Source organism: Candidatus Binatia bacterium (genome assembly GCA_036504975.1).
Taxonomy (GTDB): Bacteria; Desulfobacterota; Binatia; order UBA9968; family UBA9968; genus JAJPJQ01.
Window position 1 is genome coordinate 84,680 of the sequence record DASXUF010000105.1, and the last position, 17,890, is coordinate 102,569.

A 17,890-nucleotide genomic window follows, 5' to 3' on the forward strand; every position below is an offset into this window, starting at 1 on the left:
GCCTCCTCTAGCGCCGGTACTTGGCCGGCGGCATGTTGAGTGGGATGCCGTCTTTTTTGAGCTCCTCTTCGAACATTCGCCGCACCTTCGGATCTTCGTCTTCGAGCTCGATCAGGTGACCGCCGCCGCCGGTGCTGACAAACAGCCGGTCGTAGTCCATGACCTGGAACTTTTGCCCGAATGGCTTGAAGGCGAGCATCTTGAGCGGCTCTTTGGCCGTGTTGAAATGCTGGTGAAACCACATGTGCGGCGGCGAGAACATGCTGAACGGTCCCCAATCGTAGCGTTCCATCTCCGACCCTTCGAGCCACATGAGCGAGTACCCCTTGCCTTCGAGCACCAAGATATCCGCGCCGAGGCCGTGGCGGTGCGCCTTTTTATAGGCGCCGACCGGCGAGCGGGTGATGTGCGCCGAAATGATGTTGTCGCAGAACTCCAGCTCGACGTTGGTCGCGCCCGGGCCTTTCTTCGTCCAGTCGTGAAACTGGAGCTTCTCGATGTCGGCGATGAAGCTCGTGTCCCAGACGCGCCGCTGGGCGAGCGCCGTGCCCTTGCCGCTGAAGTAATCTTCCTCGCCGTGATAGCGGTCCAAAAACTGGTAGTTGTTGTTAAAAACGAAATCGTAGTTGTGGTATAAATTGAACACCGACGGCGCGTTGGTATAGCCGATGTAGCGCACCGCTTCCTTTCCCTGGCCGTTGAAGTGCTGGTGCCAGGCGTTCAGCGGAATCGAGAACATCGAGCGCTCCTGCCATTCGAAGGTCTGCTTTTTCCCGTTGTCGAGCCACACGCTGGTCGCGCCGCGGCCCTTCAAGACGAAGATCATCTCCTCGAACATCTGCTTTTGCGGCTTCAAGCTTTCGCCCGGCGGAATCTCGCAGACGTAGGCCGCCGAATTGGGCGGCTCCTTGGGGTGGCCGAGGATGATATAGCAGCCCCGCCCGCCGCGGCGGCGCCAGGGCGCCAGCACGGTTTTTCTGATATCGTCGACGACGAAATTTCTGATGACGGGAAGCTCTTCCCATTCGAGAAACTGGTCGAAAGGAGTCGCGCCGTAAGTCTTAGGCGCAAATTCGCTTTGAGATTGCATCGTTCCTCCCGTTGGTTATTGCAAAGTTCCGTTGTTAAACAGATGCCGCGCCCGGAAGCCGAGCATCGTCTCCGCCTTTTTCGTATCGTAGCCACACCAGTTGGCTTGTCCACGGGCCCTGATGGATTTCACCTTTGGCAGATAGCGCCGGATCAAATCTTCCGTCGGCTCATCCATGATGGTCGTCGGCGCGCATACGTTGAATGCCTCGTGCCCCTGGAAGTCCGCCTGCAGCCCCAGGCGGCACGCCGTGGCCGCATCACGGACATCGACGTAGCTCCACAGCGCGCCGGCGCCGCGAACGATCGGATTTTTCCGCCGCTCGGCGAGAACGCGCGCGCTCTCGCCGGCGTAAATGCCGGAAAAACGCAGGCTCGCTATCTGCACCTCCGCTTTGCGACCCAAAGAATCGCACATCGCCTCGCCGACGAGCTTCGACAGTCCGTACGGATCGTGCGGCCGGCACGGATGATCTTCATCCACGGGCAAGTAGTCCGGAACTGCCTCCATGGGGGGATAAAACAAACCGTACACCGCGAGGCTCGAGCCGGCGACGATTTTTTTGGCGCCCGCGGCGATCGCCGCGGTAAGAACGTTGTAGGTCATGGCCGTGTTGTCGTTGAATCGCCGCGCGTCGCCGATGACGTCCGGAGTCTTCCACGTCCCGCTCGCGGGATCGAAGCCGTTCTCCGTGTAGGGGAATCGCCGCCGCGCCAGGTGAACGACGGCGTCGGCACCGGCAAAAATTTCTTGAAGGGATTCAGCATTGCCGAGATCGGCGGCGACGAAGCGGCAGAGATTCTTCGCGGACTGTACAATGTCGGCGGTGAGAACGTCGAACCCGTACTGCAACAATTCTTGGATCGCGTATTGCCCAAGCCGGCCCGCGCCTCCCGTGACGACGACTTTCATTCCTCAAAATGCCCCGTTCACCCTTCGACTCGCTCAGGGCGAACGGGACAAGGGTTAAGATCGTTTATAATTTTCCGTTCATGCTGAGCTTGTCGAAGCATGAGAAGCTCTACGGGCGGAGTTTACCGAAGAAGCCGCTTTGTTCGATCTCTTTCAGGAGACCGTTGTCGATGAAATCCGCCGCCTTCGCTTCGCGGGCATCCTTCGATTCGATGCTTTTGAGAATCCTGGCTACTCCTTCAGAGCGGACGTAAGGAATGGCATCGCCCGTGTGGCGCACGCCGTAAACCTGGTACAGCTCGCTCAGGATTTCCGCGTCCGTGACCCGGGTATATTTGGCCAGCACTTTCATGCTGAATTCTTTGTCGGTTCTGAGGCGGTGCAGCCCGTGAATGAATCCCCGCAGGAACTTCACCACCGTTTCTCGGTTCGAGCGGATGTAAGACTTGCGGGTCGAGAGCGGCGTGTTGGGAAAAACGATGCCGAGTTGGCCGACGTCGGCCAGCTCATATAAGCCCAACTTTTTCGCGCGGAAGTTGCTCGGCGAAGACAGGACCGCCGCGTCCAACGCGCCGGAGCTCACTCCCGCCTGGCTCTCCGGCATGCCGCCCGTCTGCAACACGGTCACGTCGCGCCCCCTCTGAAGTCCCCACCGCTCCAGAGCGAAATCGAGCGCCAGGTCGGTCGATCCGCCGAGCCGCGTCACGCCGACTTTTTTTCCCTTCAAGTCGGGCGGATTTTTAATCTCCGGCCGGGACATGATCGAGAAAACCATCGCGTTGCCGGTGTTGGCGATCAAAACCAGATCCGCCCCTCTGAGCGAAGCGTTGACGACGGGAACCGACGGCCCGAAGGCGAACTGAACGTCGCCGCCGAGCATCGATTGTATCAACAGCGAGCCGCCGCCGATGTAGAGGAGCTTTGTTTCGAGCCCTTCGCGGCGGAAATAATCCGCGTCTTGCGCCACCCATAGAGGCGCCATCGCGCCGCTGATCGCGCTGTAGGCGACGTGAATCGAGGCGCCGAACGCGTCGCCAGTCGAAGAAATGAGCGACAAAACAACGGCGAGAAAAAATCCTTTCCAAAGATACTTGAAATTTCCCCTTGAATTTGGCTTACAGAATCGGAATAAGAATGCCTCGCGCCAAGACGCAAGGCGCGCCAAGTCCGGAGAAAGATTTCTTTCTTTGCGCTCTTGGCGTCTTGGCGCGATAAATTTTCTTGAAGTCGTTCTGTTCGACATTTCAAAAGTAAGTATCTAACATCTTGTGACGGTGCTCGATTTCTTGGAGGCGCCCTTGGCCCGCACGCCGGTGAATGAATCGATCTTGACCACTTCTCCGGCGCGCTCTTGGGTTAAAACTCCTTTCGGGATGCGGCCGTCCTGGACGGCTCGGATGCCGTCGAGAATCAGTTTTCTCAGTAGAATGACGCCGCGATCCGAGGTCGCCAGTTGCTCCTTCCGCGCGTCGATAACCGTCTGGGTCGCCTGGCACGCGATGTCCTCGCGCCTGACGCTGCCGCGAAAGGCGGCGTATTTCCGTTCGTCGTATGCCTTTTTTTCTTCTTTGGGAGTTAATTCGCGCGAGGGCGAGAGCTTCTCGAAAAACTTCGGGTCCGGACCGGTATAATAGTTGACCGTGAAGAGCGTGAAACGCTCGTCGTCGTTCGGCGTCAAGAACATGAAGTGCACGTTGTGCGAGCCGGTGCCCAGTGATTCCTTTGGTTGTTTGAAATGGGTGAACTCGGTATCGCCGATCTGCAGAATGCTCGGCAGGGCGAAGCTCTTTTCATCCACGTACTCCGTCTCCGGCGTTGGTCCGGGCTTGCGCGAAATGACTTTCATGCCGTAGCCAGTTTCCACGGCGTCGAACGGCGGTATGTCCTTAAAGCTGAAGAACCAGCTTCTCCAGGTGCCGTCATTGGGGTCGCTGCGATGTAAGATGGAAAAGTGCACAGGATCGGCGCCATTCTCGATAAAGTTGAGCCAGTTGTAGTCGTAGTGGCGCGTGCTTTCCAGCGATCTCCGCCCTTTTTCATCGACCAGAGGATAATAGCGCGGCAGCGGTGGCGGGTCGTCTTGGTCCGGCCCCAGGTACGCGAAGATAAATCCGCCCTGCTCGCGCACCGGACAAGAAAGATGTTTCACCTTCCGGTGAAACGTGGCCTCTTTCGGCTCGGCCGGTTGTTCCAAGCATTGACCGGAGACATCAAAAAGCCAGCCGTGATACGGACAGCGGATACCTGTCTCTTCGATGTCGCCGTATTCGAGCGAGGTTCCGCGATGCGGGCAATGCAAACCCAACAAACCTAACTGCCCCCTGCCATCTCGAAACAACACCAACTCTTCGCCCAGGATCTTTACCCCCAAGGGAATGTCGCGGAGATCCGCCGTCGTCGCGACCGTCAACCAGTATCGCCGGAACCATTCGCCCGCCGGCGTGCCGGGACCGACGTGAGCCAGGTCGGAGAGGGTAACTTTGCTTTTTTTCCTTTTCATGCGTCCAACGGGGACCCAGAATATTTGCCCGTGAAGATCATGTCAATTTCAAACTATTTAGAGTTCGGTTTAAATTTTCTTGACCGAGAAGAGGGCCGCTCGACGCCGTGGAAACCGGTTACGGCAGGTGGTTTTCCCAAACGTGCTTGGCTTCGAAGCCGAGAAGTTTGCGGGCTCGGGTGGAATCCAGGCCGCTCCAGTTACCCGCGAGCTCCGGCCGGGCTTTTTTCACGCCGGGAAAATAGCGGCGCAACAGAACGTCCGTCGGCTCTCGCACCGTGCTCGTCGGCGCGGCGGCGATCAGCGCCACATGCCCGCGCAGATCCTTCTCCACCGCCAGCCGGCAGGCGACGGCACCGTCGCGCGCGTCGATGTAACTCCAGAATCGGCCCAGCTTGACGCTCGGATCCTGCCACTTCTCGGCGAAGGTCTGATAGCTCAAATCGAAATGGACCCCGGGAAGGCGCAAACTGCAAATGCTGATATCGTGAGCGGCGGCGAAAGAATCGGCAATTTTTTCTCCGACGACTTTCGATAGACCGTAGGGGTCCTGCGGCTTGCACGGATGCTTTTCGTCGAGCGGCAGATAGTCCGGCAAAAACGGCTTATGCGCGTATAAAAAACCGAACGCCGCCGTGCTCGAGGCGATCACGACGCGGCGAATCCCCTCTCTCGTCGCCCCGTGGAGCAGATTGTAGACTGCGGTAACGTTGTTGCCGAACGTCTCGCAGTCCGGCGCAATCGCCGGCGCCTGGTAGGCGCCGAGGTGAACGACGCCGTCCGCGCGTTCGAGAGCCCGGTAGACGTCTTCCGCGTGCGCGAGATCGACGATCCGCGAAGGGCAGATTTCCGTCGGGGGAGCGACCCGGTCGAGGCTGAGGACATCGTAATCGTAATCCAGCAGTTCGTGGATCACATGCTGCCCCAACCGCCCGCTCCCGCCCGTGACGACGATTCTTTGAGCCATGATTAAAACTTATGGGCGTCCATTAGGTGCATGAAGTGATCAGGAATTTTACTCCTTGAGCGGCAAGATCTGTTCGTCTGGCTCAAGTTTACGTAATCGCGGGCCCTTTTTCTCTTCTGACCCTAAATCAAACCGTGAGCCAATCGGTTCTTTAGAGGGCCGGAGAGGACGCCAGCCAGAATTGGTGAGCATGTCAGCCTCCGAACTGAGCCGGTTGATTCGCACGATTCGTTGACCCATCTTCTCATATCTGTAAGGTGTAAGAATTCCGAGCGCAACGACTGCAAACAAGATCGCTATAAGCGCCCAGTGAAGCCAATCGAGCCTCTTCATCTTCTCACCCCAGCGGTAGGAATGGAAATAGTATGGTTTGTTTTTTCGTCTCGCCCTTCCTGCCTCGAAAACGGATTTTCCCACGCTGGTCGTGCACTAGTCAACAAAGATTTTCCTTGCCTTTTGCCGGGCCACCCTTAAACTGAGAAAAGAAAAAGGGGTTTACTTGAGCTGATTAACGAACGGCCGGGAGATTCTCTCACGCTCGGCCTGGCGCCTTCCCTTTCAAAGAGAGAGAGAGAGAGAGAGAGACGGTGAGAGAGCATGTCGCAAATACCTAGTAAATCTCCACTTAACTTCCTTCACCCGTCCGCCGCTCTGGATCTAGAGGACATCCTAAAAAAGACTGATAATGTGGAACGGATTGCAGAGGCTTTCCGGAAATATTTTCAAGGCAACCTTTTCCGAGCTACCTGCCCAGATGATTCCGGTGATCCAGCGCAAAGGATGACGGAAGTGCTTTGCCGGGCTGTAGTTGAAAAACTTAGGCGGTATTTCCCCAAAGAAACTTCACGCGATGGGTCAACCCTGATCCGTTGGCACCCAGAGCAGACTGCGGTGTTTTTAAATCAGGCTCTCGGCTATCTGATTGATGTCTGGATTAATGATTTCGGGAAAAGGCCCGCCGATGATCCTGTTGTAAGATGCGAAAGGCTTTTGCCTAGAATAGCCAAATGGCCTCATCTAGACATGCGCGGCAGGCCTCAGCATGGAAATGTCTTTCAACTAATTTACCTAGCAACATACGAAGATGTAATGAAATGCCTGACAGAGTATCCCAGAAAATCGAGAGGACGATTTCCTCACGATGATAGAGACCGGCGCCGAAAATTCCTAGCCACTATCTTTACTGAGCTTCCTCAAGTACCGGGCCGCAAAGGCCGATGCCTTTTCCATCCGCAATCCGGCGAGCTTTTCCTTGAGGCAACAGAACAGGATATAGAAATTTGGATTGATCTCTCACGCCATGCCTTGGCCATGGAGATCACCTGCCGAGTAGTTAATAAAACACTAGCGGCAGACTGGCAGGAAGGTGGGCTTAGCCCCGAATCGCTTCATCGTCTTCTTCCACGTCTTAGAACCCTCTCGCACTTCATTGACGGCGCTTGAGTCGCTTACAGAAGTAGAACTCACTCGTTATCTCTTTCGATCTTTGACACGGCTGCATAAACTTGCAGCATGTTTCAGAAAATCAAAGATGCCACAAGTGATAACGTATTGATCGGGAGGGTCCGATGATTACAAGGTTCCAATTTAAAGGGCCAAGGCGAATCTTGAGCTTTGACTACATGGGGCCACCGTGGACTTTTGTCGTCTTAATTTCGCTGCTAGGAGTTGCTCTCGCTCTAGTCCTGTCGTTGTTGAAGTTTCTGAAATAACGCGAGGAAGAGCACCGTGATCAGTGGATGTGACTTATTCCCAGGTTCGGAACCTTTGGTGGGCTTGCTGTGTTTCTCGCAGGACTTTTTCCCATTCTTTTTTGAGCGGCTTCACGCTGAGTTGGGTAATCACGAGTCTGAGGATCTCTTCCAATGAAATGCGCCGCGTCGGTAAATGCAGCTTGGCAAGAATGCCGCCATGAACGTGCAAGTGCGGGTAATCGTACTGCGGCGTAGATGTCGGATGCCAATGATAGGCGAACAACTCGCGCCCCTGCTTGTCCTGAACGGCGTAAAGATACGCCACGGTTGAAACCTTCCATGGCCCAAATTGTCCCGGCGCCTCCGTGACCTTGTAATGCATCAGTACGGTGAGGAGCAGAACGGGATTGGAGCGGAGACTTACAGGATTACCGTTGTTCAGTACCACTGCGTGACGTTGATTGGACGGATCGGAGCCGCTTGTGACCAACACGGATTTCGTAATGCAGGAAACAGCCCGGTTTAGCGGCTCAAGGAAATTGCGAACTGCTTGATGGGGAGAATTACCCGCCAAAAGGAAGTAGGAAAGCGACCCTCATGACTTCGGGTCGATCGGGGTTTTTAATTTGCTTCGCCCTCCACTTGCGGGCAAATTCCGGCCCGCTCATGCGAAGATAGCGGCGCGCCTGCCGGTCGAGAAGTTTTTCACCCTCCTCGCGGCTAAGTACTCTGAACCCGTTTTTGCCGTTCTTCTTCATGGTTTCGAGGTTAGCAAAAGACAAGACGGAAGGCAATGCGAGCAATGGAACAATAGAGCAGTAGACCGCATTTCCGTATTGTCCATTGTTCCAATGTCCAATACTCCAATGCTCTAAATTTTTTGTGAAACAAAAAATTTGGGCCCACCTGGATTCGAACCAGGGACCGACCGGTTATGAGCCGGTAGCTCTAACCAGCTGAGCTATGGGCCCGCGAGAAAATAACGATGAATGTTGAATTGTGAGTTTTGAATTCACCCGAAGAGGCTCTCGCGATTACTTTGAGTTCTTTGTGTTCTTTGCGGTTCTCTTCTTTAACCACAGAGAACGCAAAGGTCGGAGAAACCCGCAGCTCAACTCTCCATGAAGCTTTTAAGCCGTTTGCTGCGACTTGGGTGCCTCAGCTTCCGCAGCGCCTTGGCCTCGATCTGGCGGATGCGCTCGCGCGTGACGGTGAACTTCTGCCCGACCTCTTCCAGCGTGTGGTCCGACTTCTCGCCGATGCCGAACCGCATGCGCAGCACCTGCTCCTCGCGCGGCGTCAGGGTCGCGAGCACCTTGCGCGTCTGCTCCTGGAGATTGATGTTCACCACCGCGTCGGACGGCGTCATGATGCGCTTGTCCTCGATAAAATCCCCCAAGTGACTGTCCTCCTCTTCGCCGACCGGCGTTTCGAGCGAGATCGGCTCCTTGGCGATCTTCAGCACCTTCCGCACCTTGTCCAACGGGATCTCCATCTTGGAGGCGATCTCCTCCGGCGTCGGCTCGCGGCCGATCTCCTGGACGAGATAACGCGACGTGCGGATCAGCTTGTTGATCGTCTCGATCATGTGCACGGGAATCCGGATCGTCCGCGCCTGGTCGGCGATCGCGCGCGTGATCGCCTGGCGTATCCACCAGGTCGCGTAGGTGGAAAATTTATAGCCGCGCTGGTACTCGAACTTGTCCACGGCCTTCATCAGGCCGATGTTCCCTTCTTGAATCAGGTCGAGGAACTGGAGCCCGCGGTTGGTGTATTTCTTCGCGATGCTCACCACCAGGCGGAGATTGGCTTCGATCAGCTCTTTCTTGGCGATGTTGGCCCTGGTCTCGCCGTCGACGATCGAGCGCACGCGCCGGCGGATCTCCTCGGCCGGCATCTCGAGGTCCTTCTCGACGCCGCGCACCTCGCGCCGCGAGTGGCGGATGGCATCGACCATGTTTTCGATCGCGTCGTGGCCCATCTTGAGCGCGCCGATCGCCCGCTTCCAGGCTTTCTTGCGGCCGTTACTGGGAACGATTTCCAAAATCTGCTTCGTGACCTTGCCCGTCCTGCGCTCGAACTCCGCGATCCTGCGGTCCATGGCGCGGACCTGGTCCATCGCTTTCTTGAGTCCCTCGACGATCGCCTCGGTCTGCCGGCGGTTCAACTGCAGCGCCCTAAGCGCGGCGAAAATTTTCTCCTGCTGCTTGCCGAGCGCTTCTTCGAACGACTTGCGCTTGCGCGCCGAGACGCTCTTGGCGCAGAGACTCTTCTTGATTTTTTCCCGCTCCCGCGCCAGGCGGCGCAGCTTGCCGATCTGGTCGAGAAGCCTTTTCTCATGCACCTCCTCTTCCTCGAGGTACTCCATCTCCTCATCGCCCTCTTCCTTGATGATCTCGCGCACGCGGATCTCGTGCTCGGCCAGCTTGTCGCCCAGCTCCAGGACGTAGCGCAGCGCCAGCGAGCTGGAGAGAACCTCCTCGATGACCTGCTTTTCTCCCTGTTCGATTTTCTTCGCGATCTCCACCTCGCCCTCGCGGCTCAAGAGCGAGACCGTTCCCATCTCCCGGAGATACATCCTGACCGGGTCGCCGGTCTTTCCGGCGACGTCCCCGTCCACGTCGACTTCGAGCTCTTTCTCCTCCTCTTCGTCATCCGCGAGCTCTTCGGCCTGGCCCGCCAGGCTCACCCTCTGATTGGAGTCGATGACTTCGATGTCCATCTCGCCGAAGAGCGACATGACGTCATCGATCTGATCCGGCGACACGACGTCGGCCGGGAGCATATCGTTGACCTCATCGTAGGTGAGATAGCCCTTCTCCTTACCCAGGTCGATCAGCTTCTTGACCTCCTTGATATCTTTTTTCTCCGCCACGGGATCGGCGGAGGAAGACATTTTCTCGCGCTTGACCGGGTCTCGGTTCTGGGGCCGGCTCACTGGCGTATGAGCTGCCGCTCTCTTCGGTCGACCTCTTGCCATTCGAGCATCCTTTCTCTTTTAGTCTTCTCGTCCTTCTTCTCTTCCGCGATCCGGATCGCCTGCCTGAGATCCCGCTTCAGACCGGTCAAATGCCGCTTATACAGATCGGCGATCAGATCCCCCATCATCTTTTCGGACTCGTCTTCGGCAATGGTTTCCGCCTCCAGGACCAGGCCCGCGATCTTGGATGCGCGTTCGGAGGAAAACCTTTCGGCCAGGCCGGCCGCATCGACGCTGTTCCGTTTACGCCACTCGGTGAGCATCTCCTGAAGAATTTCGTTCCATGCGGGGCTCAGCAAGGATTGCAACTCGGATTCCTTCTCCACGCGCTCGATCATGGCGGGAAAACGAAGCATGAGCGCGATCAGCAGGCGCTCGGTTTTCTCCTTGCCCGCCTCTGGAAGGGCTCCGGCGGACGGCGGCGCAGCGGCCGGCCGCTTGCCCTCGCCCGCTTGGCGCAGCGCCTCGCGCAAGAGATTCTCCCGAATGCCCAGTCTATCGGCCGCCGTCGCGGCTAACAGATCGGCCTCGAGTGGATTGCGCACTTTCGCCAGCACCCGACTCATCTCCTGGGCGATTTGGCTCTTTCCCTCCAAACTTGACCCGTAACGTTCTCTTAACCAGGTAAAATAGAAATCTGCAAGGGGACTAGCCAGGTCAAGGATCTGTTTTTCCAGAGCCTCTTTTCCTTTCGAACGGACAAAGGTGTCAGGGTCTTCTCCTTTGGGCAAGAAGGCACCGAGCCCTAACAGGCCGCCTTCGATGAAAATCTCAAGGCTCCGGGCCGCGGCCTTTCTTCCCGCCTCGTCGCCGTCGAAAAGAACAATGATTTTTTTCGTGTAGCGTCCCAGCATGCGCACGTGGTCCGGCGTCAGCGCGGTGCCGAGCGTCGCCACCGCGTCGGCGACGCCGAACTGCGCCAGGGCGACGACGTCTAAGTATCCTTCCACGACCAGGACGCGGTCCGTCTCGCGAATCCGCTCCCTGGCCTGGTATAGACCGTACACGGTCGACCCCTTGCGAAACAGCGGCGTCTCGGCCGAGTTGAGATACTTGGGCATCCCCTGGCCGAGGACCCGGCCGCCGAAGCCGACGATTTTTCCCGCGGCGTCGGCGATCGGAAACATGACCCGGCCGAAGAATTTTTCTCCGTAGCGCTCCCCGCCCCGGTCGCTCAAGAGTCCCAGGCGGATCGCGTCCTTCAGCGAGAGCCCTTCTTTTTTAAGGAAGGCGGCAAGACCCTGACCGGTCTCGGGCGCATAGCCGAGATCGAAGCGGCGCGCCGTTGGCTCATCAACCCCGCGCGACTTGAGATACTGGAGCGCGCGTCTCCCCTCGCCCTGGCCGAAGAGGAGCCCATGAAAATAGGCCGCCGCTCTTTCGTTCAAACGATAAAGAGATTCTCTCTGCTCGGCGTCTCTTCTCGCGCCGGGCGCCTGGAGCCGCTCGACGACGATTCCATAGCGCTTGCCGACCCGCTCCACCGCCTCGGGGAAGCTCAGATGATCGTACTGCATCAGGAAATGGAAAACGCTCCCTCCCGCGCCGCAGCCGAAGCAGTGAAAGATGCCTTTTTCCTCGTTGACGGTAAAGGAAGGAGTCTTTTCGGAGTGAAACGGGCAGAGCCCGAGATGATTGCGGCCGGTTTTCTTGAGGGTCAGATAGTCCGAGATCACCTCCACGATGGAAGCGCGATCGCGGATCTCGATGATCTTTTCTTCCGGGATCATGAGGCGCGTCTACTCTAAAGCACTCACGCTCGCTCGCGACTCTTTCGGCCCCAGCAGCTTGGTCTTGCTCAATTCGACGAGTTCCGCGGCCAACTGATTGAACGCGGGAACGAGATACGAATGGCCGATCTTCTCCTTCGCCTTTCCCGAAATCAAGGGCGTCGACGTCAGAAAAAAAATCGCCAGCGCCATGATCGCGGCGCCCTTTCCCGCTCCCAGAACGACGCCCCCGATCCGGTTGATCCCTTGAAGGAAAAGGAGCGATGCGGAGCGATGAAGCAGCCAACCGATCAGATTTAAGCTGAAATAAGTCAAAAAGAAAAGGGCCACAAACGTCAGGGCGCGCAAAAAAATGAAAGAGGATTTCCAGCTCTCCGCCCACAGCGCGGCGACAGGTTGCTCGTAGCGCACCGCGATCATCAAGCCGGCGAAAAGCCCCAGCAGAGAGAACGCCTCGCGGAACAACCCTTTGAAGTAACCTCTCAGTGCGAAGAGCGAGAGCAGGACGAGCAGGATCGGATCGACGATATTCACCGGCGGGTTACTTCCAGCAATGGCAACGGTCGCGCGTCATCCGACTCAGAGCGTCCCGGCGTTGCCTATTACGGCGCGCTCAAGATCTCTTTGGCCAGCTCGCTCACCCGCCTGCCGTCGGAGCGGCCGGTGACTTTAGGCATGAGCTGCTTCATCACGCGTCCGAGGTCCTGGAGACCCTTGGCGCCCACCTCTTCGATGGAGCTTCGGATCAGCGCACGGACCTCTTCCTCGCTGAGCGACTCGGGAAGAAAGCGGCGCAGGACCGCGAGCTCGGCTTCCTCCTGCCGAAGCAGATCGGTCCGGCCGCCCTTGCGAAAAAACTCGATCGATTCCTGGCGCTGCTTGCAAAGAGTGGCGACGGTCTTGAGAATCTCATCCGGGCTGAGCTCGCGGCGCTGTTTGATCTCTTCGTTATGAAGGGCCGATAACAAAAGCCTGAGCGTGGACAGGACGACGCGGTCGCCGCTCTTCATCGCGGCTTTCATCCCGTCTTGAATTTCAGACTTGAGTCCCACGCTTTGTGAACAGAGCGCGCGGCGGCGCTTAAAAGTAGTGACTCCGCGCCCGGCGCAAGGCCCTTTTTTTCGCCGCTATCGCTTTCTTCTTGCGCTTGACGCTGGGCTTTTCGTAGTGCTCTCGCTTGCGCAGCTCGGCCAGGATGCCGGCTTTCTCGCACAGTTTTTTAAAGCGCCGAATGGCGCTCTCGATGGACTCGTTATCTCGAACTCGTATTCCCGTCATAGTGTATGGATCACCCCCCACTCGAACCACCGCCGCTTCTCCTCAACTCAGCAATTTTATCCGAATCGCGTTCCAAGTCAAGCAAAAGAGCGTTGGCTGCGGAGCATTTTTTCCTTGTGGAACCGTCCGCGGCCCGTATGAAACCCCGACACGCTCCGATGAGAAACGAGCCCATACAGCCTTGCATGGAATGAAGGCTTTTCAACGCTATGACTCGAAGCAGCTATGGATCCGAACTCATGCGCGTAGGGAATGGCGCAGAGCGACCGCGCGGGGGTGCGACGTTGTGCCAAGAATTGCCTAAACCAGACCGTATTTGCCAGGAAGATACCCGAAAGTAAGGAGCTTTGAATTGGCGCAGAGGAAAGGACGAAGTCGCCTCACCTTCTCTTTTGCCTGATCTTCCAAAATTTCTCGGGGAAATCCGAGATGATCCCGTCGACGCCGAGGGCGAGGAATTTTTCCATCTCGCGGAGGTCGTTGACCGTCCAGACGAGAGTCTTGAGGCCGATCCCGGCCGCGCGCTCGAGGACAGGCGGCGTCGCCAGCTCTTTTTGAATGTGCAGCGACTCGGCGCCGATCTCGCGCGCGAGCTGGAACGGGTTGTCTTTAATCTCATTCGCGTGCAGAACTCCGATCCGCGCGTCGGGCGCCAGCTCGCGCAGGCGCCGGAGCACGCGATTGTCGAGGCAAGAAAGAACCGAGCGCTCCAGGTAATCGTAGTGGCTCAAGATGAAGAGCAACTGAAGCTCGATTGCCGAAGCGCCCGGTTTCCCGGCTTTGATATCCAGGTTGAGATCGACCTTGCCGTCAATAATATCGAGCGCCTCTTCCAGAGTAAGAATGCGCTCGCCTTTGAACGACTTCTTGAACCAACCGCCGACGTCGAGCTTCTTAAGCTCGGCGAGAGTCTTTCCCCGGACGGTGCCTTTCGCCCGCGCGGTGCGCCGGAGCTTCTCGTCGTGAAAGACGACGATGTGGCCGTCTTTCGAGAGCTGGCAATCCAGCTCGATCATGTCGGCTTCGGCTTCGAGCGCCTTCTCGATCGCGGCGCGCGTGTTCTCCGGGTAGGAGCCGGAGCTGCCGCGGTGCGCCACTCTGATAAACGTCGCCATGCTCAATCGGTCTTTCTAAGGTAAATAAAAAATTCCTTGTTGCCCTTCGGCCCGACGAGCGGCGACTCGACGACGCCGATGACTTGAAGTTGCAGCGAGACCGCCGCCGCCCGGATTTCTCCGATCACTCTCTCATGTTCCTCGCGCCGGCGCACGACGCCGCCCTTGCCGACTTTCCCTTTGCCGACCTCGAATTGCGGCTTGATCAAAGCAACGATTTCGCCCCTGGGAGCGAGCAGATTGCGAACGGAGGGGAGAACTAAGCGGAGCGAGACAAAGGAGGCGTCGATGGTTGCGAGCTCGGCCGGCTCGGCCAGCTCGCCGGGCTCGAGGTGGCGGATATTGGTTTTTTCTCGGACGACGACGCGCGGATCGTTTCTTAGTTTCCAATCGAGCTGGCCGTAGCCCACGTCCACCGCGTAAACGCGCCGCGCGCCGAAGGCGAGCAGGCAATCGGTAAAGCCGCCGGTCGAAGCGCCCACGTCGAGCGCGATCTTATCCTTAACGTCGATCGAGAAATGTCCGAGCGCTCCTTCCAGCTTGACGCCGCCGCGGCTCACGTAGGGCATCGCCTTGCCCCTAAGCCGGATAAGAGAACCCGCGTCGATCAAGCTGCCGGCCTTGGCGAACGGCCGGTCATCGACCAGCACCTCGCCGGCAAGAATGCGCCTGCGGCCTTCTTCCCGGCTCGCGACCAGCCCGCGCTCGACCAGGAGTTTATCTAAGCGCTCCCTCTTTCCCATCCCTCCTTTTTTCTCTTCTTCTCTCCCCGAACCATGCGGAGAGCCGCGTGCGCGATGGCGTCCTTGTCGATGCCGCAGATCTTTCTTAGCTCGTCCTGAGTCCCATGCGGGATAAACTTGTCCGGAACGCCCAAACGCCGGACGCCGACGCCCGTCATTCCCTCGTCGGCTAAAAGCTCCACGATCGCACTGCCGAAGCCGCCCTGCACGACGTGATCTTCGACGGTGATCGCGCACCGAACCCGGGCCAGAAGATCGAGGAGCAGCTCGCGATCGAGCGGTTTTACGAAGCGCGCGTTGACTACCGCGGCGTCGATGCCGAGAGGAGCAACGTCCTGAGCGGCTCTCAGCGCCGGCAGTACAGTATTGCCGACGGCGAGAATGACGATGTCTTTCCCTGGTTTCAGCAGCTCTCCTTTGCCGATCTCCAGCGGGCGGATCTCCTTGTCGATTTCCACTCCGGCGCCCTCGCCGCGCGGATAACGAAGCGCGATCGGTCCGTCATGATCGATCGCCGTCTTGAGCATGCTTCTCAGCTCGTTTTCGTCCTTCGGCGCCATCACCGCCATATTGGGTATCGATCGGAGATAGGCGAAGTCGAAAACGCCGTGATGCGTCGGGCCGTCGGCGCCGACCAGGCCGCCGCGGTCGAGCGCGAAGACGACGTGCAGGTTTTGCAGGCACACGTCGTGGAGAATTTCGTCGTAGCCGCGCTGGAGGAAAGTGGAATATATCGCCACGACCGGAATCCAGCCCTCTGTCGCCAATCCCGCAGCAAAGGTCACCGCGTGCTGCTCCGCGATGCCGACGTCGTAGGAGCGGTCGGGGATTTCGCGCGACAGTTTGTCGATGCCGGTGCCGCTCCCCATCGCCGCCGTGATGCCCACGACCTTGGGATTTTCTTTGGCGAGCCGGATGAGCGCGTCGGCGAAAACGTCGGTGTAGCTTGGAATAGGCCCCTTGGCTTTTTTAGGCTTGCCGGTGAGCACGTGAAAGGGCGTCACGCTGTGATACTTGATCGGGTCCTCTTCCGCCGGCCCGTATCCTTTCCCTTTTCTCGTGATCACGTGAATGAGGGTCGGGTGGTCGATTTTTTTGACGTTGTGAAATGTCTGAATCATCTCCGCCAGGTTGTAGCCGTCGATCGGACCGACGTACTGGAAGCCCAGGGCTTCGAAGAGAAAACCCGGCGTGACCAGACCGAGAAACGATTCCTTGAGCTTACGCGCGACCTGATAAAGATTTTCTCCGACCTTGGGGAGCGTGCGCATGAGGTGACCGAGGTTGTGCTGCAGCCGAACGGCTAGGTCGGTCGTCAGTTGCTTGCTGAGAAAGGAAGAGAAGGCACCGACGCGCGGGTCGATGAAGATCTCGTTGTCGTTCAGCACCACGATCAAGTCCTTGCCGAGATGCCCCGCCTGGTTCAGCCCTTCGAAGGTCAAGCCGGCGCTCAAGCCGCCGTCGCTGATGACCGAGACGACTTTATGGCTCGCGCCCGAGAGCGACTTCGCCGCCACCATTCCCAACGCGGCCGAGACCGACGTGCCCGCGTGTCCGGCGCCGAAGACGTCGTACTCGCTCTCGTCGCGGCTCAAAAATCCGCTGAGGCCGCCGAGCTGCCGGATGGTCGAGAGCTTCTCGCGCCGGCCGCAAATCAGCTTGTGGGCGTAACCCTGGTGTCCGGTGTCCCAGACGATGCGGTCGCGCGGCGTGTCGAACGCGTAGTGGAGCGCGAGCGTCAGCTCCACCGCGCCGAGAGTGGAGGCGAGATGGCCTCCGACCTCGGAGACAACCGAAAGAATCTCCTCGCGCACCTCTTCAGCTAGAGCGGGAAGTTCTTCGATCGCAAGCTTCCGGAGATCTTCGGGAGCATGAATCGTGTCGAGCAGCTTGGACATCTTTAATGAGAGTGCTGAGCGATGAGCGCTGAGGATTGAGTGGTCTTTTTCATTCCGCCCTCAGTCCTCATAGCTCAGTCCTCAGCACTGGTGTTTTTTTACAACGCTCGTTCCACAATGATGCGCGCGATTCCTCTGAGCGGGTCAGCATTTTTACCAAATACGTCGATTTCCTTCAAGCATCGGCGCAGCAGCTCGGCGAGCCGGCTCTTGGCCGCGCCGATTCCCGCCACCGCCGGGTAGGTCGCCTTTTTTTTTCCGTTGCCGTCGACGCCCGCGTGGTCGGCCACGTCCATGATGTCATCCGCGATCTGAAATGCCAAGCCCAAAAACTTCGCGTAGCGGGTGACCCGGAGGAGGTCTTTCGGCTTCGCCCCCGCGATGATCGCCCCGATCCGGACCGGGGTGAGGATCAACGCCCCGGTCTTCAGTGCGTGAATGCGCTCGACGGTGGCGAGATCTATCTCTTTGCCCTCGGCTTCGAGATCCACCGCCTGGCCTCCGACCATGCCGCCGACCCCGGCGGCGTGAGCGATCTCATGGATCAGCTCCAGGATTAAACCCGGCTCGACCGAGCGAACGACTCGCGGCCTGGTCATCAAGTCAAATGCCTCGGTGAGCAGCGCGTCGCCGGCCAAGAGAGCGATTCCTTCGCCGAACTTTTTATGACTTGCCGGCGCGCCCCTTCTAAAATCGTCGTCGTCGAGAGCCGGAAGATCGTCGTGGATGATCGAATAGGTGTGGATCATCTCCAGCGCGCAGGCAAAAGGCAGCAGCGCCTTATGCTCACCGCCGAACATCTCTCCCGCGGCCAACGTCAGAATCGGGCGCAGCCGCTTCCCGCCGGAGAACAGCCCGTAGCGCATTGCCTGGTGAATCGTTTGGGGATGCTGTTTTGATTCTTTCAGATAGCGGTCCAGGCTGCGGTCGATCAGGGCGCTCCGCTTTTTTAAATAATCTTGGATGTCGAACGAGGACACCGG

16 protein-coding genes and 1 tRNA gene are annotated in these 17,890 nt (G+C 58.1%); 1 reads left to right on the plus strand and 16 read right to left on the minus strand.

Going from position 1 to position 17,890, the window contains the following annotated elements; translation table 11 throughout:
- Positions 1–7: 7 nt before the first annotated feature.
- From VGL70_13975 to VGL70_13995, 5 genes are all read right to left on the minus strand, one after another.
- The gene (locus VGL70_13975) at positions 8–1,090 is read right to left on the minus strand and encodes an ethanolamine ammonia lyase-activating protein (GenBank protein HEY3304635.1); all 1,083 of its coding nucleotides are present in this window, start codon (positions 1,088–1,090) and stop codon (positions 8–10) included.
- 15 nt (positions 1,091–1,105) lie between these two features.
- Positions 1,106–2,002 carry an NAD(P)-dependent oxidoreductase gene (locus VGL70_13980; GenBank protein ID HEY3304636.1) on the minus strand — a complete coding sequence of 299 codons (897 nt, stop codon included), beginning with the start codon at positions 2,000–2,002 and terminating at the stop codon, positions 1,106–1,108.
- A 109-nt stretch (positions 2,003–2,111) separates the two neighbouring features.
- Entirely contained in the window at positions 2,112–3,059 is a 948-nt protein-coding gene (locus tag VGL70_13985) for an ABC transporter substrate-binding protein (protein HEY3304637.1), read from the minus strand.
- A gap of 201 nt (positions 3,060–3,260) precedes the next feature.
- On the minus strand, positions 3,261–4,502 hold the full coding sequence (locus tag VGL70_13990) for a Rieske 2Fe-2S domain-containing protein (protein HEY3304638.1): 1,242 nt from the start codon (positions 4,500–4,502) through the stop codon (positions 3,261–3,263).
- 118 nt (positions 4,503–4,620) lie between these two features.
- Positions 4,621–5,469 carry an NAD(P)-dependent oxidoreductase gene (locus tag VGL70_13995; GenBank protein HEY3304639.1) on the minus strand — a complete coding sequence of 283 codons (849 nt, stop codon included), beginning with the start codon at positions 5,467–5,469 and terminating at the stop codon, positions 4,621–4,623.
- Between the two features lie 597 nt (positions 5,470–6,066).
- Between VGL70_13995 and VGL70_14000 the strand changes: the two genes are divergently transcribed.
- Entirely contained in the window at positions 6,067–6,912 is an 846-nt protein-coding gene (locus tag VGL70_14000; GenBank protein HEY3304640.1) for a hypothetical protein, read from the plus strand.
- 303 nt (positions 6,913–7,215) lie between these two features.
- Here VGL70_14000 and VGL70_14005 read toward each other — a convergent pair whose 3' ends face one another.
- The 11 genes from VGL70_14005 to VGL70_14055 all read right to left on the minus strand — a co-directional run bounded on the left by VGL70_14005 (position 7,216) and on the right by VGL70_14055 (position 17,887).
- On the minus strand, positions 7,216–7,656 hold the full coding sequence (locus VGL70_14005) for a hypothetical protein (protein HEY3304641.1): 441 nt from the start codon (positions 7,654–7,656) through the stop codon (positions 7,216–7,218).
- Positions 7,657–8,060: 404 nt separating this feature from the next.
- A tRNA-Ile gene (locus tag VGL70_14010) sits at positions 8,061–8,134 on the minus strand.
- A 140-nt stretch (positions 8,135–8,274) separates the two neighbouring features.
- Positions 8,275–10,059 (minus strand): RNA polymerase sigma factor RpoD, encoded by a 1,785-nt coding sequence (gene rpoD / locus VGL70_14015; protein ID HEY3304642.1) that lies wholly within the window; start codon positions 10,057–10,059, stop codon positions 8,275–8,277.
- Between the two features lie 38 nt (positions 10,060–10,097).
- Positions 10,098–11,873 (minus strand): DNA primase, encoded by a 1,776-nt coding sequence (gene dnaG / locus VGL70_14020; GenBank protein HEY3304643.1) that lies wholly within the window; start codon positions 11,871–11,873, stop codon positions 10,098–10,100.
- A 9-nt stretch (positions 11,874–11,882) separates the two neighbouring features.
- A complete protein-coding gene (locus VGL70_14025) occupies positions 11,883–12,407 on the minus strand; it encodes a CvpA family protein (GenBank protein HEY3304644.1) in 525 nt (174 codons plus the stop codon).
- Between the two features lie 68 nt (positions 12,408–12,475).
- Positions 12,476–12,925, minus strand: a complete 450-nt coding sequence (locus VGL70_14030) for a GatB/YqeY domain-containing protein (GenBank protein HEY3304645.1) — start codon at positions 12,923–12,925, stop codon at positions 12,476–12,478.
- Positions 12,926–12,953: 28 nt separating this feature from the next.
- Positions 12,954–13,151, minus strand: a complete 198-nt coding sequence (gene rpsU, locus VGL70_14035; GenBank protein ID HEY3304646.1) for a 30S ribosomal protein S21 — start codon at positions 13,149–13,151, stop codon at positions 12,954–12,956.
- A 380-nt stretch (positions 13,152–13,531) separates the two neighbouring features.
- Complete coding sequence (locus VGL70_14040; GenBank protein ID HEY3304647.1) at positions 13,532–14,266, minus strand: glycerophosphodiester phosphodiesterase family protein; 735 nt, start codon at positions 14,264–14,266, stop codon at positions 13,532–13,534.
- A gap of 2 nt (positions 14,267–14,268) precedes the next feature.
- Positions 14,269–15,009 carry a TlyA family RNA methyltransferase gene (locus VGL70_14045; protein ID HEY3304648.1) on the minus strand — a complete coding sequence of 247 codons (741 nt, stop codon included), beginning with the start codon at positions 15,007–15,009 and terminating at the stop codon, positions 14,269–14,271.
- Positions 14,988–16,907 carry a 1-deoxy-D-xylulose-5-phosphate synthase gene (dxs, locus tag VGL70_14050; GenBank protein ID HEY3304649.1) on the minus strand — a complete coding sequence of 640 codons (1,920 nt, stop codon included), beginning with the start codon at positions 16,905–16,907 and terminating at the stop codon, positions 14,988–14,990. Before dxs ends, VGL70_14045 begins: the two co-directional genes overlap by 22 nt.
- Before the next feature lie 98 nt (positions 16,908–17,005).
- On the minus strand, positions 17,006–17,887 hold the full coding sequence (locus VGL70_14055; GenBank protein ID HEY3304650.1) for a farnesyl diphosphate synthase: 882 nt from the start codon (positions 17,885–17,887) through the stop codon (positions 17,006–17,008).
- Between the last annotated feature and the right edge of the window lie 3 nt (positions 17,888–17,890).

Excerpts from the sequence above, each read along its gene's own strand:
- VGL70_13990 (HEY3304638.1), bottom strand. The coding sequence starts at position 4,502 with ATGAAAAGGAAAAAAAGCAAAGTTACCCTCTCCGACCTGGCTCACGTC.
- dnaG (HEY3304643.1), bottom strand. The coding sequence starts at position 11,873 with ATGATCCCGGAAGAAAAGATCATCGAGATCCGCGATCGCGCTTCCATC.
- dxs (HEY3304649.1), bottom strand. The coding sequence starts at position 16,907 with ATGTCCAAGCTGCTCGACACGATTCATGCTCCCGAAGATCTCCGGAAG.
- VGL70_14045 (HEY3304648.1), bottom strand. The coding sequence starts at position 15,009 with ATGGGAAAGAGGGAGCGCTTAGATAAACTCCTGGTCGAGCGCGGGCTG.
- VGL70_13975 (HEY3304635.1), bottom strand. The coding sequence starts at position 1,090 with ATGCAATCTCAAAGCGAATTTGCGCCTAAGACTTACGGCGCGACTCCT.
- VGL70_14040 (HEY3304647.1), bottom strand. The coding sequence starts at position 14,266 with ATGGCGACGTTTATCAGAGTGGCGCACCGCGGCAGCTCCGGCTCCTAC.
- VGL70_13995 (HEY3304639.1), bottom strand. The coding sequence starts at position 5,469 with ATGGCTCAAAGAATCGTCGTCACGGGCGGGAGCGGGCGGTTGGGGCAG.
- VGL70_14000 (HEY3304640.1), top strand. The coding sequence starts at position 6,067 with ATGTCGCAAATACCTAGTAAATCTCCACTTAACTTCCTTCACCCGTCC.
- rpoD (HEY3304642.1), bottom strand. The coding sequence starts at position 10,059 with ATGTCTTCCTCCGCCGATCCCGTGGCGGAGAAAAAAGATATCAAGGAG.
- VGL70_13980 (HEY3304636.1), bottom strand. The coding sequence starts at position 2,002 with ATGAAAGTCGTCGTCACGGGAGGCGCGGGCCGGCTTGGGCAATACGCG.
- rpsU (HEY3304646.1), bottom strand. The coding sequence starts at position 13,151 with ATGACGGGAATACGAGTTCGAGATAACGAGTCCATCGAGAGCGCCATT.